The following is a 12,509-nucleotide window of genomic DNA, read 5'->3' on the forward strand; positions in this document are numbered from 1 at the left end:
TTAGGCGTCCGCCTGCGGTCCGCATTCGTAGCGCCCTTCCACGGAGACCTGTTGCCCATCGCGCGATAACGTCATGGTCGCCTCCATCGGTGCAGGCCCGGTTGCCGGGGCGGGCGTTTCGCGGACTTCCGCTTGTTCGGACACGGCAATCTCGACTTCGATGCCATTTTCTCCGGTGAAGCTGGCTGCGGACTGGAGCGAGTTGTATCCGCCCGAACCGTCCATCTCGACTTCGATGGGTTGCCCGTCGATGACGACAAGCCCTTCGGCGCTTTCGATATTTGCCGAATTGGCGACGGCCGCGAACAGGGTTTCCTGACCGCGGCGGAAGACGCAGCCCAGTTCACCCATCAGATTGCGTTCGCGTCGCAGATTGTCGTCGATCACTCCGGGTACCAGCGCCACCCTTGGCGTTATCGCCGGCACATTTGTGGCCGGCGCCAGTGGTTCGGTATCCGCTGCATCGCGGTCTTCGATCGGCTCTGCACAGGCGCTCACGCCCAGGACTGCAGCAACAAGAATGGCGGTCCTCATCGAAATCTCCTTTTCGCAGCCTACGCCTTTTATGGGGCGAATGTTCCGTGCAGGTATCAGAAGCCCAGATTGGTTCGCCGCGCGACCGTGTAATCGATGACCGAGACAAGCACCCAGCCTGCCCACCAGCGAATGCGGTTCCACGGCGTCGCGCGCTTTTTGTGAAGCTCGGGGGTGATACGTTCCGAAGCTTCGATATGGCCGGACACGAATTCGCGCATCCGTTCGGCAAGTACCTTATCCTCGATCCGCAGCATGATCTCGAGATTGAGATAAAGGCTGCGCATGTCGAAATTGGCGCTGCCGACATAGACCGCGTCATCGAGGACGAGCAGCTTGGTGTGCAGCTTGCAGGGCGAGAATTCCCAGATCTTCGCGCCGCGCTTGAGCAGATAGGAATAGAGTGACCGGGTCGCACCAATCGTTGCCCCGTTGTCGCTTTTCGCGGCCATGAGCAGCCGCGTCTGGCCCTTCTTCGCGACGCGTGCGATCCGCTTGAGCAGCGTGTAGGGCGGCGAGAAATAGGCCATGAAGATGTCGAGTTTCTCACCTTCTTTCAGGTCTTGGGTGACGCACCGCGCCCATGTCGACAAGCCGCGAGTCGGGCCGCCGACAAGCCATCGGGCATGCCCATTCTGCGAGGTCCATTCCCAATCGCGGACCGTGCGCTTGATCTCCTTGAAATGCGCATCGTCATCGTCGGTCCAGTCGTGCAGGCGCCCGAACCAGTCGGTCAGCCCCTGAACCGCGTCGCCTTCGATGCGGATGCCAATATCATTCCAGCCGTTTCTTTCGGGCGGCGCGAAATAATCGTCTTCGATGTTGAACCCGCCGAACATGGCGCGTTCGTTATCGGCGATAACCATCTTCTGATGATTGCGGATGAGATAGCGCATGGACCAGCGCGGACTGAAGCAGAGAAACGTGCCGCCGCAGTCGACGAGCGGTTTGAGAAATTCATCGGTCGCCGACGCGCCAAAGCGGTCAATGATGAGCGTGACTTTCACACCGCGTGATGCAGCCTCGCATAAGGCGTCCCTCAGCTCGATCGAGATGCTGTCTTCGGCAAAGATATAGAAACATACGTTGAGGGTGGTTTTGGCAGAACGCACCAGATCCATCAGCGCATCGCGCCGGTCTTTTCCCGCCGGATAGAAAGTGAGAGACTGTCCCTGCGCCTGCGCCTCGAAAGGTGGCGGGTCACGATAGTCCGTGGGCGTGTTTGCGGTTGCTGCATCTGCCATGAGGCCACAGCCTTAGCGCGCTCAGCACATGGCGCAAATCCTTGACTTGTTCGCCCTTGATCCGTATCTGACTCGCTTTCCGAGATTCTCGAATTAATTGCATCGGAGTGCCCATGGCGCGCGTTACCGTCGAAGATTGTGTAGACAAGGTCCCCAACCGTTTCGATCTCGTCCTGCTGGCTGCCCAGCGGGCCCGCGAGATTTCCGGCGGTGCAGAGATCACTCTCGAACGTGACCGTGACAAGAATCCGGTCGTTGCCCTGCGCGAAATCGCAGAGCAGACGGTGAAGCCGAAGGACCTCCAGGAAGCAGCCGTAACCAATCTGCAGAAGATCCTGCCGGACGATGACGACGAGATGGATGAAGTCGGCTCGCTCAGCCAGTCGGCCGAAGCGCTGCGGATCACCGCCTCTGCGCCGACCCGCTCGACTTCGATCGGATCCGATTACGAAGGCTGATCCTACAGCATTCGGACATGAAAAAGGCCGCTCCCTATCGGGGCGGCCTTTTTCGTTTCGGGCCTGTTACTGACCCCGGCCAGTCTCGGCCTGCAGCTTGTCGATACGCTGCGATGCCTCGGCCTTGGTTAGCTCGGGATCGTAGGCTTCGGGATTTCCAGCCTCTTCCGACAAGGTCTTGAGGTAACTCGCTTGGGCGCCCGTCATACGCTCATCGCCGGTGGCCCAGTTCTCGGGATCCTTTTCGGCATTGGATACGGGGTCGGACTTGGGATGCTCGCTCGGCATGGTGGCAGTCATAATGCATGTCTCCTTTACCAGAACAACGTGCATGTTCTAATTATGTTCCGTCGCGACGCAGGTCCCGATTAGCTCCTGAACGGAAGCAGCAGGCTCCAACCCAGCCGGTGCGGCCGCTCGTCTTGATACGGCTCCAGGCCGATTTGGATCGCGCCCTGCCCCTTCTCCGCCTCCCCCACATATGTGCGAAAGACGCGGTCCCAACCGGAAAGGAGCGTGCCGTAATTGCTGTTCGTCTCGCGGCGGGCGGAGGAATGGTGGATGCGGTGCATATCCGGCGTGACCAGAACCGACCGAACCGGTCGCTCAAGAGACCTCGGCAATGAGAAATTGGCATGGGTGAAGAGCGTGGCGACATTGAAGACCACTTCGAAAAGGAAAACGCCAAGCACCGGAAGGCCCAGCGCTGCAACTACGGCCATCTTGAACAGCATGCTGAGACCGATTTCAATCGGGTGGAACCGGGCGGCAGTTGTTACGTCGAAGGACGGATCGGAATGATGAACCTTATGCAGCCGCCACAAAGCAGGCACCCGGTGCGTTGCCCAATGCTGGAAATAGAGCACCAGATCGAGCGCAACGATCGCAAAGAGGATACCTGCCCAGGAAGGTAGCTGGATCACGTGGAGAAGACCCCAGCCTCTCTCCGCCGCCACAGCTGCCGTGCCGACCATCAGCAGCGGCACGCCCAGCCGGACCACCAACGTGTCGATAGCGAAAAGCAGCACATTGGTGATCCAGCGCTTTCCCCTGACAGGCGCGCGCATGGGTGCCACGAATTCGATTAGCGCAAAAATGCCAAAGACGGCAGCAACGATGCCAACGCCTGCGAATTCGGCATGAGGATCGATGGTATACACTCCAATCTATTCGCAAGAGACGAATACGACTGCAAGAGATAAGCCCGCACAATTAGCCTTGAGCCCCGGTTCCATTAAGGGCATTCAAGTCGCAGGGGGTTTCGATGAGCGATTTTGGTGACGCATTTGGCACGGCAGTGGAAGGCGGACTTTTCGCCAAGGCCATTGATGGCCGGACCAAGAGCGAAGATCTGAAAGACGGGCACTTCGCCGAAGGGGAGTGCCGCAATTGCGGCACCGAACTGCTCGGCTCGCACTGTCACAGCTGTGGTCAGAAAGCGCACCTCCACCGCACGATCGGTGCGTTCATGCACGATCTGTTGCACGGTGCGCTGCACTTCGAAGGCAAGACTTGGAAGACACTCCCCAAGCTCGCACTCAAACCCGGTGAATTAACGCGCCGCTATATCGAGGGTGAACGCGCGCGCTTCGTATCGCCGATGGCGCTTTTCCTGTTCACGGTCTTCGCCATGTTTGCCGTGTTCCAGGTCATCGGCCTCTCTGCCCCGACCAACATTATGACCGACGCGAGCATTGCGCATACATTCTCTGAAATCGAAGAGAATATGGCCAGCGATCGCGACGATCTGCGCACCAGATTGTCGGAGACAACTACAGAGCTGGCGGATCTCACCGAGCAAAGAGAAGCGGCGCCGGAAGAGGAACGCGCGGAGATCGAAGAGGACATCGCCTCCACCGAGGCCGACCGTGAAGAGCTGGAAGAAGAACTCGCGACGACGGAACGTAATCTGGCCGAGTTTCATGACCTGCGTGAACGCGATGTCGTGAAGGTAAATACCAGCGTAGCAGACATTAACACGGGCATCGCTTTCATCGACAAGGTGATCGAAAAGTGGAACACCAACCCGGGCCTGATGCTCTACAAGCTGCAAGCGAATGGCTATAAGTTCAGCTGGCTGCTGATCCCCATTTCCATCCCGTTCGTCTGGCTTCTATTCTTCTGGAAGCCAGGCTTTCGCGCTTACGATCACGCGATTTTCGTCACGTACTCCATCGCCTTCATGTCGCTGTTTTTCATTGCTTTCTCGGTGCTCTTCAAGACAGGACTGATCGGCTGGCTAGGTGGGAACCTGCTCCTGCTGATCCCACCCATCCATATCTACAAGCAGCTGCGCGGCGCCTATTCGCTTTCGCGATTTTCAGCGTTCTGGAGGCTGTCGATCCTGCTGATTTTCATCAACATTATCGGCGTGCTGTTCCTGAACCTCTTGCTGGTGCTCGGCGCTTTCTGATTTAATTGTTATTGTCGGCTTCGTCGCGGTTCAGTTCGTCACCCAGGATCGGTGCCGGGCCTGGAGTTTCCTTGTCGCCTTCTTCGATGTTGCGTTCGAGATTGGCGGCTCCTTCGCTGACTGCGCCCGCGGCCTTTCTCGTGCCGTCTTCCAGGACTTCCCCGACCACAGCCGCATTGGCTTCGATGTCGTCACCGGCAAGTTCTGCCGTTTTCGATGCATCGGCCTGAGTCTTTTCGGAACAGGCCGCTAGACCGGTCAGCGTCGCAGCGGTAAAAGCAATCGCGATAAGGCGTTTCATATTTAAATCCTCGTAGGTGGCGCATGCCGCGCCGGTGTTGTGGGTGTTGAACGCAAAAAGGGCGCCGACGGTTTCCCGTACGACGCCCCTTGATTCACTGGCGCAGACGATCAGGCCCCTGCGGGAGCACCTTCGCCGGTACCGCCGAACTTCTTCCCTGCCTTGGGAACAGTGCTCCCTCCGGGCTGGGAAACCGATACCGGGCCCTTGGGCTCATCCGGACGATCGATCTTGCCGTTCTTCATCAACTGATCGATCTCGTCACCGGTCAGCGTTTCATATTCGAGCATCGCCTGGGCAAGCAGGTGGAGCTTGTCCTCCTGATCGCTCAGAACGGCCTTTGCGCGGGCAAGGCCATCCTCGACCAGCCGCTTGATCTCTTCATCGATCAGCTTGTTGGTCTCGCCGCCCGACATGGTTCGGGCCGTCTGGCCCATGCCGAGATAGCCTTCCTGGCTCTGCTCGTACTGGAGCGGTCCGAGCTTGTCGCTCATGCCCCATTTGGTCACCATGTTGCGGGCCAGGTCGGTCGCATACTGGATGTCGCCCGATGCGCCGCTCGACACCTTGTCATGCCCGAAGATGATTTCCTCGGCCACGCGTCCACCCATGGCCACGGCAAGGTTCGCGTGCATCTTGTCGCGATGGTACGAATAGCTGTCCCGTTCGGGCAGACGCATCACCATGCCGAGCGCACGGCCGCGCGGGATGATGGTTGCCTTGTGGATCGGGTCCGATGCCGGCTCGTTGAGGCTGACCAGCGCGTGGCCTGCCTCGTGGTAAGCGGTCATCTTCTTTTCGTCTTCGGTCATCACCATGGAGCGGCGTTCCGCGCCCATCATGACCTTGTCCTTCGCATCTTCGAATTCCTGCATGGCGACGAGGCGCTTGTTGCGGCGCGCAGCCAGCAGGGCGGCTTCGTTACACAGATTGGCGAGGTCCGCGCCCGAGAAGCCCGGCGTACCGCGCGCGATGGTGCGCGGGTTGACGTCAGGCGCCAGCGGCAGCTTCTTCATGTGCACGGCGAGGATTTTTTCGCGGCCATCGATATCGGGCACGGGCACGACGACCTGACGGTCGAAACGTCCGGGGCGCAGCAACGCAGGGTCCAGCACGTCGGGACGGTTGGTTGCAGCGATGATGATGATGCCTTCGTTCGCCTCGAAGCCGTCCATCTCGACCAGCAGCTGGTTCAGCGTCTGCTCGCGTTCGTCGTTCGAATTGCCAAGGCCATGGCCGCGGCTGCGGCCGACCGCATCGATTTCGTCGATGAAGAGAATGCACGGCGCGTTCTTCTTCGCCTGTTCGAACATGTCGCGCACGCGGCTGGCGCCGACGCCGACGAACATTTCGACAAAGTCCGAGCCTGAGATGGTGAAGAAGGGAACGCCTGCTTCGCCCGCGATTGCGCGTGCGAGAAGGGTTTTACCCGTACCGGGCGAACCGACCAGAAGTGCGCCCTTGGGAATCTGGCCGCCCAGCTTGGAGAAGCGGCTCGGGTCCTTGAGAAATTCAACAATTTCTTCGAGTTCTTCGCGCGCCTCGTCGATGCCCGCAACGTCTGCGAACGTTACACGGCCCTGCTTTTCGGTAAGCATCTTGGCCTTGGATTTGCCGAAGCCCATCGCGCCGCCTGCACCGCCACCCTTTTGGACCTGGCGCAAGGCGAAGAACGCAATGCCGAGGATGAGCAGGAAGGGCAGGATATTAATAAGGGCATAGATCAGCAGGCTGCCGTTATCGGCTTCCTTGCCCGAGAATTCGACGCCATTCGCTTCGAGCAGCGGGGTCAGCGTGGTGTCATCCGGCACAGGGACGGTATTGAACGCTTCCCCACTGGTGGTCTGGCCGGTGATGCGATCATTGGCGATCTCCACCGACTTGATCGACCCTTCGGCAACCTTTTCCTTGAAGTCGGAATAAAGCAGCTGGGTACCCGAAGCGGATCCGCCACCACCATACATGGAGACGACCAGCAGCAGGCCGAGGAAAATTCCGCCCCATACCAGCAGGCTCTTGATCCACGGATTGGGACCATTGCCTTCCGGTTCCGGGTTCGAATTGTCGTTGTCGTCGCGCATCGCAGGGCAATCCTTTCCTATGCAGAGGAATGTAGGCGCACGGGGCTGAATGGCAAGTTTAGCGCGCTGCCGATTTGCGCTTATTTCCGATTACGCTGATCGTGTTGCGATCGAAACGGGAGAACCGGGCTCGATCAAGGCTAAACCTCCGGCATCGCCAGTATCGTCGTCGGAAGTATAATAGTAATAGGTTCCTCCGCTTACCGCCGCGACCGCTAGCAAAAGCGCGGCCAGCATGACCAGCCCGTCGCGGACAATCAGCGCCAATCCGATGGTGGCAATGGCGAGCATCGGAGCAGAGCTTGCAAAAGGAACGACTTCCAGCGGGGGCACGGTGACGCAAAGGATGATGATCGCCAGTGCGGCGAGCCTGATCCATATCCCCTTGGTCAGCGGTTCCAGCCGGTCGCGACTATGCTCATCCAGCCAGCGGGCGGTCCCTCGCAGCTTGGTTATACCCTTGTGCAGCTTTTTGGATTCCACGGCCCGGTTCTGGACAAAGCCTGGCAGCCAGACATGTTCCTTACCCAGAAGCAATTGAATTGCCACCAGCGCGATGACGCTGGCCAGAAACGTGGGAATTCCGGGTATCGCCCCCACCGGCGTCAGTTCGAGAAGCGCGGGCAGCATGATGAACGGGCCGAAGCTGCGCTTGCCGAAATCGTCGAGGACATCGGCCACGCAGACGCTGTCGCCCTTGGCTGCCAGATCGTCGAGTTCGCCGATCACATCCTCGACGCTTTCGGGCTCCTTGCCCGACCTGTCTTGGCTCATGCACTCTCCCCTTCGCCCCGCAACGCATGAGTGGGGCGAAGGGGTGCAGGCAGCATATTAGTTCATGCTTTCTTCAGCAGCGCCGACCGTTCGCAGCGACACACCACCTCGCCGCGCTGGTTCACCGCCTCGTGCAGGAAGGTGACGATCCCGGTGTCGGGACGCGACTTGCTTTCGCGCAGGCCGATGACCTCGCTTGTCGCATGCAGCGTATCCCCGATGAAGACGGGCTTGGGCATGACCAGCTTGTCGTAGCCCAAATTGGCGACCAGCGTGCCAAGCGTGGTGTCACCCACACTCAGCCCCACCATTAGCGAGAAGGTGAAGGTCCCGTTGACGAGGATCTGCCCGAACTCGCTTGCCTTCGCCGCCTCCGCATCGAGGTGAAGCGGTTGCGGATTGTGAGTCATCACGGTGAAGAAGAGGTTGTCCGCCTCCGTCACCGTGCGCCGGATTTCGTGGGTCAGCTTGTCGCCGACCTGCCATTCATCGAAGAACTTGCCCGCCATCAGGAGTGGCCTATCACAGCCTTGACCTCGAGGAAGTCGTGGAAGCCCCACTCGCCCCATTCGCGGCCATTGCCCGATTTCTTGTAACCACCGAAAGCAGCATTCATGTCGTGGGCGCCGTTGATCGTCACCCGGCCGGCGCGGATGCGCTTGGCGAGGCGGTGGGCGGTTTCGATATCCTCGCCCATGATCGAGCTGGCCAGACCGTATTCGGTGTCGTTGGCGATGCGCACGGCATCGTCGTAATCCTCATAGCCGAGAATGCAGAGCACTGGGCCGAAGATCTCCTCGCGTGCGATTGTCATGTCGTTGTCGACATCGGCGAAGACGGTCGGCTTGACATAGTGGCCCGTTTCGAGACCTTCGGGCTTGCCGGGTCCGCCTGCAACCAGCGTGGCGCCTTCTTCGATGCCCTTTTCGATCAGGCCCTGGATCTTGTCCCACTGGGTACGAGAGACCACCGGACCGATCGCCGCATTACCCTTGGGATCTCCGGGAATGACGCCCTCCGCAGCTTCCTTGGCCACGGCCTTGGCCTCGTCCATGCGCGCGTGCGGGACCAGCATGCGGCTGGGCGCCGTGCAGGTCTGGCCCGAATTGCCCATCATGGATACGGTGCCCTTGGCCACCGATTTGGCAAAAGCACCGTCATCGAGCACGATGTTCGGACTTTTTCCGCCCAGTTCCTGCGCCACACGCTTCACAGTGTCGGCTGCATTCTTGGCAATCAGCACGCCCGCACGGGTCGAGCCGGTGAAGCTGACCATGTCGATATCGGGGTGGCCACTGATCGCCTCGCCCACACCCGGTCCGTCGCCATTGACCAGGTTGAACACCCCGGCCGGCACGCCAGCCGCATGCATGATCTTAGCGAAGATATAGCCGTTGAACGGGGCGATCTCGGTCGGCTTCAGCACCATGGTGTTGCCGGTCGCCAGCGCCGGGAAGACCTTGCAGGCGATCTGGTTGAGCGGCCAGTTCCAAGGGGTGATCATGCCAACCACACCGATCGGCTCCCACACATGGAGTGTCTTTCCGTCCTGCCGTTCGAACTCGAAGTTCTCGAGGACTTCGATCGTCTTCTGGCAGTGGCCGGCCAGCATGCCGACGTGAGGGCCGCTCGCCAGGCTCATTGGCGCGCCCATCTCGTCACTGACTGCCAAGGCAAGGTCTTCCTTGCGGTTCTCGATCTCGGCCTGAATTGCGCGCAGCAGGGTAAGGCGCTCTTCCCGGGACGTCTGACTAAAGCTTTCAAAGGCGCGCCTGGCAGCGGCGACGGCCTTGTCGACATCGGCCTTGGTACCGAAGCTGATGTGACCGATCGTTTCTTCCGTCGCAGGATTTTCGACTGGCTGAGTGTTCTCGATAACCGGATCGACCCACTGGCCATCGATATAGAATTTGGTGCATTCGCGCATGAAATGTCTCTCCTTATGCCGCGGGCATTAGCTTCTTGTTGCCCAGCGCGCCACCACCTCGCTGCCATCCTGAGCGCTCGTGCGAATGGTGCCAGGAGTACGATCGAACCGGGGTGCGGGCGCGGCCTGCGAACGGCCATCGTGTTCCACATAAGCACCGCGCGCCTTCAAATGCGGATGGTCCTTCGCCTCGTCGAGCGGGACAACCGGTGCGAAACAGGCGTCCGTTCCTTCGAGCAGAGCGATCCATTGTGCTTGCGTCTTGGTCTTGAAAAGCGCGGCAAGCTTCCCGGTGTATTCATCCCAATTTGCCGGATCGAGCTGCCCCTCGGCCAGTTCTTTGGGCGCATCGGCGCGAGCCAGGAGTTCGGTGTAGAACTGAGGTTCGATTGCGCCGACGGAAATCTCTTTGCCGTCCTGACAGGCATAGCAGCGATAGAAGTGCGCAGCGCCGCCAAGCAGGCCCGCCCCTCGCTCAGTGGTTCGTAACGCGCTGTGCGGCTGACCGTGGAAGAAAGTCATCAGGTTGGTGACGCCATCTACGATCGCCGCATCCACGACCTGGCCACGACCACTCTTTTCACGTTCGTAAAGGGCAGCGAGGATACCGAATGCACAATACATCGATCCCCCACCGAAATCACCGACAAGGTTTTGCGGTGGGATCGGCAGTTCGCCTTTTGCGCCGATGCTATCCAAGGCACCGGTGATCGCGATGTAATTGAGATCGTGCCCTGCAGCCTGCGCCAGTGGGCCGTCCTGCCCCCAGCCCGTCATTCGTGCATAAATGAGGCGCTGGTTGAGCGAGAGCATATCGTCAGGTCCGAGGCCCAGTCGCTCCATAACTCCGGGACGATACCCTTCGATCAGAACGTCGGCATTCGCGAGAGCCTTTTTCGCGAACGCCAATCCATCTTCACTTTTGAGATCGACTTCGGCCCGGTGTCGCCCGCGTTCCACAACAGCATTCATGGGACGATGGCCGGGCCGCTCTATCCGCACAACTTCCGCGCCCAGATCGGCAAGCAGCATGGCGACATGCGGTCCTGGGCCAATGGCCTGAAACTCGACCACCCTAAGACCGGTCAGCGGGCCGTTATTCATCTTTCTCTCCCTTAATTATTGCTTAATTATATTCAGCAGAAAATATGAAAAGGTTCATATTTGCAACCGTTTATGAAAAAGCGGTACATAGACTTGCAAGAGAAACCATTTTCGCCCAAAGCAGTAAGTATTACCCCTTTGCTTATTAATCCTCCCGGAGATTTCACAGTGCCGACTAACATTCCGATAGAGGAAATGCGGCAAAATGCGACGCGTGCAGTGGCGCTCCTGAAGTCTATGGCGAATGAGTCACGATTGCTCATTCTCTGTCATTTATCTCAAGAGGAGTTGACGGTCGGGGAACTCGTGAATTTGGTAGAGCTTTCACAATCGGCCTTGTCCCAGCATTTGTCGGTACTGCGACGGGAGGGGCTGGTCACCACTCGGCGAAGTTCGCAATTCATATATTACTCCCTGGCAAGCGATGACGTCAAAGCAGTCATTCGCACGCTTTACGAAAGGTTCTGCGTGCCTGCCTGAGCGCAATTAGAACAAGGTCGCGTCTAGCAGTACACGGCAAGACCATCTTCATACTTTTCCGCTCGAATACCCTCCTCATATCCGAAATCCACCCGGTGACGAACTGGTCCGTCTCAGCGGACGCTGGCCAAGGAGCTATTGAACAGCTAGTTGTCCAGCAATGGCACTGTTTGATCCTCCCACTGCTTCGCAAAGCGAGCGACTCGAGGATGGATTTGGCAGACGCTTTTCCTATCTGCGCTTATCGCTGACCGACCGTTGCAATTTCAGATGCAGCTATTGCCTGCCAAACGGTTTCGTGAAGCAGCGAGGCTTGCCGCCAGAACTCTCGGCGGAAGAAATTTACAGGGCTGTTGCGGCGTTCGCCCGATTAGGTCTGTGGAAGTTGCGGCTGACAGGCGGGGAACCGACCGTGCGTCACGATTTCACCGAAATCGTACGCGAATTGCGCGGTATCGAGGGAATTCGTCGCATTGCGATGACCACCAATGGCTACCGTCTGGAGCAACGTGCGCAAGAGTGGCGTGATGCGGGTGTCGATGCCGTCAATGTCAGTATCGACACACTCGATCCCCACGGCTTCGCCAAACTAACTGGTCATGACAAGCTTGATGAAGTGGTGGCCGGTGTCGATGCCGCGCTGGACCGGGGTTTCGATGCGATAAAGGTGAATTCCGTTCTCCTGCGCGATCTCGAGGGGGACGGCTGGGAAGATATTCTGCGCTTCGTCCAAGCGCGTGACATCTCTTGGCGTTTCATCGAATTCATGCGCACCAACGACAACTCAGAATATCACCAACAGCAGGCGACGCCCGGTGAGACCGTCCGTGAAAAGCTCTTGGCGGCTGGATGGAAACCCCAAGTGCGCGACGTCGGTAGCGGCCCTGCGGTCGATTATGCACATCCGGCATATCGCGGTAGGATTGGGTTGATTGCCCCGTATTCTCCAGGGTTTTGCGAAAGCTGTAATCGCCTGAGACTCTCCAGCCGTGGACGCCTCCACCTCTGTCTCTTCGGGACTGAGGGCTTGTATCTGCGCGATCTTCTTCAACATGACGAGCAGCAAGACGAGCTTGTAGCGCGGATTGTCGCTGCAATGCCGGGCAAAACACGTGGCCATCGTCTGAATGAAGGCGACAGTGGGGCGACGCCTCACTTGGCCTCCATCGGCGGCTAATCTACGGAATACTACA

At 58.9% G+C, this 12,509-nt stretch carries 14 protein-coding genes; 4 read left to right on the top strand and 10 right to left on the bottom strand.

Going from position 1 to position 12,509, the window contains the following annotated elements:
- Nucleotides 1–534, bottom strand: coding sequence for a hypothetical protein (locus ACYQ0G_RS07005; RefSeq protein WP_460101085.1), 534 nt, complete (start codon nucleotides 532–534; stop codon nucleotides 1–3).
- A gap of 56 nt (nucleotides 535–590) precedes the next feature.
- Entirely contained in the window at nucleotides 591–1,778 is a 1,188-nt protein-coding gene (locus ACYQ0G_RS07010) for a phospholipase D-like domain-containing protein (RefSeq protein WP_460101088.1), read from the bottom strand.
- A gap of 113 nt (nucleotides 1,779–1,891) precedes the next feature.
- Between ACYQ0G_RS07010 and rpoZ the strand changes: the two genes are divergently transcribed.
- Nucleotides 1,892–2,236 (top strand): DNA-directed RNA polymerase subunit omega, encoded by a 345-nt coding sequence (gene rpoZ / locus ACYQ0G_RS07015; RefSeq protein ID WP_460101091.1) that lies wholly within the window; start codon nucleotides 1,892–1,894, stop codon nucleotides 2,234–2,236.
- A gap of 66 nt (nucleotides 2,237–2,302) precedes the next feature.
- On the opposite strand, the gene ACYQ0G_RS07020 is transcribed toward rpoZ, so the two are convergent.
- Both ACYQ0G_RS07020 and ACYQ0G_RS07025 read right to left on the bottom strand, forming a co-directional pair.
- Nucleotides 2,303–2,536, bottom strand: coding sequence for a DUF3072 domain-containing protein (locus ACYQ0G_RS07020; protein WP_460101093.1), 234 nt, complete (start codon nucleotides 2,534–2,536; stop codon nucleotides 2,303–2,305).
- A 68-nt stretch (nucleotides 2,537–2,604) separates the two neighbouring features.
- Nucleotides 2,605–3,396, bottom strand: coding sequence for a sterol desaturase family protein (locus ACYQ0G_RS07025; RefSeq protein WP_460101094.1), 792 nt, complete (start codon nucleotides 3,394–3,396; stop codon nucleotides 2,605–2,607).
- Between the two features lie 104 nt (nucleotides 3,397–3,500).
- Here ACYQ0G_RS07025 and ACYQ0G_RS07030 point away from each other — a divergent pair, with 104 nt between their 5' ends.
- A complete protein-coding gene (locus tag ACYQ0G_RS07030) occupies nucleotides 3,501–4,649 on the top strand; it encodes a DUF3667 domain-containing protein (protein ID WP_460101096.1) in 1,149 nt (382 codons plus the stop codon).
- Nucleotide 4,650: 1 nt separating this feature from the next.
- On the opposite strand, the gene ACYQ0G_RS07035 is transcribed toward ACYQ0G_RS07030, so the two are convergent.
- From ACYQ0G_RS07035 to ACYQ0G_RS07060, 6 genes are all read right to left on the bottom strand, one after another.
- On the bottom strand, nucleotides 4,651–4,950 hold the full coding sequence (locus ACYQ0G_RS07035; protein WP_460101099.1) for an entericidin EcnAB: 300 nt from the start codon (nucleotides 4,948–4,950) through the stop codon (nucleotides 4,651–4,653).
- A gap of 110 nt (nucleotides 4,951–5,060) precedes the next feature.
- Nucleotides 5,061–7,031: an ATP-dependent zinc metalloprotease FtsH gene (gene ftsH, locus ACYQ0G_RS07040; RefSeq protein WP_460101101.1), complete on the bottom strand. Its 1,971-nt coding sequence runs from the start codon at nucleotides 7,029–7,031 to the stop codon at nucleotides 5,061–5,063.
- Nucleotides 7,032–7,121: 90 nt separating this feature from the next.
- On the bottom strand, nucleotides 7,122–7,805 hold the full coding sequence (locus ACYQ0G_RS07045; protein WP_460101103.1) for an exopolysaccharide biosynthesis protein: 684 nt from the start codon (nucleotides 7,803–7,805) through the stop codon (nucleotides 7,122–7,124).
- Between the two features lie 62 nt (nucleotides 7,806–7,867).
- A complete protein-coding gene (locus ACYQ0G_RS07050) occupies nucleotides 7,868–8,314 on the bottom strand; it encodes a MaoC family dehydratase (protein WP_460101105.1) in 447 nt (148 codons plus the stop codon).
- A complete protein-coding gene (locus ACYQ0G_RS07055; RefSeq protein WP_460101108.1) occupies nucleotides 8,314–9,732 on the bottom strand; it encodes an aldehyde dehydrogenase family protein in 1,419 nt (472 codons plus the stop codon). Before ACYQ0G_RS07055 ends, ACYQ0G_RS07050 begins: the two co-directional genes overlap by 1 nt.
- A gap of 27 nt (nucleotides 9,733–9,759) precedes the next feature.
- Nucleotides 9,760–10,836, bottom strand: a complete 1,077-nt coding sequence (locus ACYQ0G_RS07060) for a CaiB/BaiF CoA transferase family protein (RefSeq protein WP_460101111.1) — start codon at nucleotides 10,834–10,836, stop codon at nucleotides 9,760–9,762.
- 195 nt (nucleotides 10,837–11,031) lie between these two features.
- Between ACYQ0G_RS07060 and ACYQ0G_RS07065 the strand changes: the two genes are divergently transcribed.
- Nucleotides 11,032–11,316, top strand: coding sequence for an ArsR/SmtB family transcription factor (locus ACYQ0G_RS07065; protein WP_460102794.1), 285 nt, complete (start codon nucleotides 11,032–11,034; stop codon nucleotides 11,314–11,316).
- Nucleotides 11,317–11,476: 160 nt separating this feature from the next.
- Nucleotides 11,477–12,493, top strand: a complete 1,017-nt coding sequence (gene moaA / locus ACYQ0G_RS07070) for a GTP 3',8-cyclase MoaA (RefSeq protein WP_460101114.1) — start codon at nucleotides 11,477–11,479, stop codon at nucleotides 12,491–12,493.
- Nucleotides 12,494–12,509 lie beyond the last annotated feature (16 nt).

It is taken from the genome of Qipengyuania triglochinis (assembly GCF_054655615.1).

Bases quoted from the DNA above. Each gene is read 5' to 3' on its own strand.
- moaA (WP_460101114.1), top strand. From the start codon at position 11,477: ATGGCACTGTTTGATCCTCCCACTGCTTCGCAAAGCGAGCGACTCGAG.
- ACYQ0G_RS07045 (WP_460101103.1), bottom strand. From the start codon at position 7,805: ATGAGCCAAGACAGGTCGGGCAAGGAGCCCGAAAGCGTCGAGGATGTG.
- rpoZ (WP_460101091.1), top strand. From the start codon at position 1,892: ATGGCGCGCGTTACCGTCGAAGATTGTGTAGACAAGGTCCCCAACCGT.
- ACYQ0G_RS07035 (WP_460101099.1), bottom strand. From the start codon at position 4,950: ATGAAACGCCTTATCGCGATTGCTTTTACCGCTGCGACGCTGACCGGT.
- ACYQ0G_RS07065 (WP_460102794.1), top strand. From the start codon at position 11,032: ATGCGGCAAAATGCGACGCGTGCAGTGGCGCTCCTGAAGTCTATGGCG.
- ftsH (WP_460101101.1), bottom strand. From the start codon at position 7,031: ATGCGCGACGACAACGACAATTCGAACCCGGAACCGGAAGGCAATGGT.
- ACYQ0G_RS07030 (WP_460101096.1), top strand. From the start codon at position 3,501: ATGAGCGATTTTGGTGACGCATTTGGCACGGCAGTGGAAGGCGGACTT.
- ACYQ0G_RS07055 (WP_460101108.1), bottom strand. From the start codon at position 9,732: ATGCGCGAATGCACCAAATTCTATATCGATGGCCAGTGGGTCGATCCG.
- ACYQ0G_RS07010 (WP_460101088.1), bottom strand. From the start codon at position 1,778: ATGGCAGATGCAGCAACCGCAAACACGCCCACGGACTATCGTGACCCG.
- ACYQ0G_RS07020 (WP_460101093.1), bottom strand. From the start codon at position 2,536: ATGACTGCCACCATGCCGAGCGAGCATCCCAAGTCCGACCCCGTATCC.
- ACYQ0G_RS07005 (WP_460101085.1), bottom strand. From the start codon at position 534: ATGAGGACCGCCATTCTTGTTGCTGCAGTCCTGGGCGTGAGCGCCTGT.
- ACYQ0G_RS07050 (WP_460101105.1), bottom strand. From the start codon at position 8,314: ATGGCGGGCAAGTTCTTCGATGAATGGCAGGTCGGCGACAAGCTGACC.
- ACYQ0G_RS07060 (WP_460101111.1), bottom strand. From the start codon at position 10,836: ATGAATAACGGCCCGCTGACCGGTCTTAGGGTGGTCGAGTTTCAGGCC.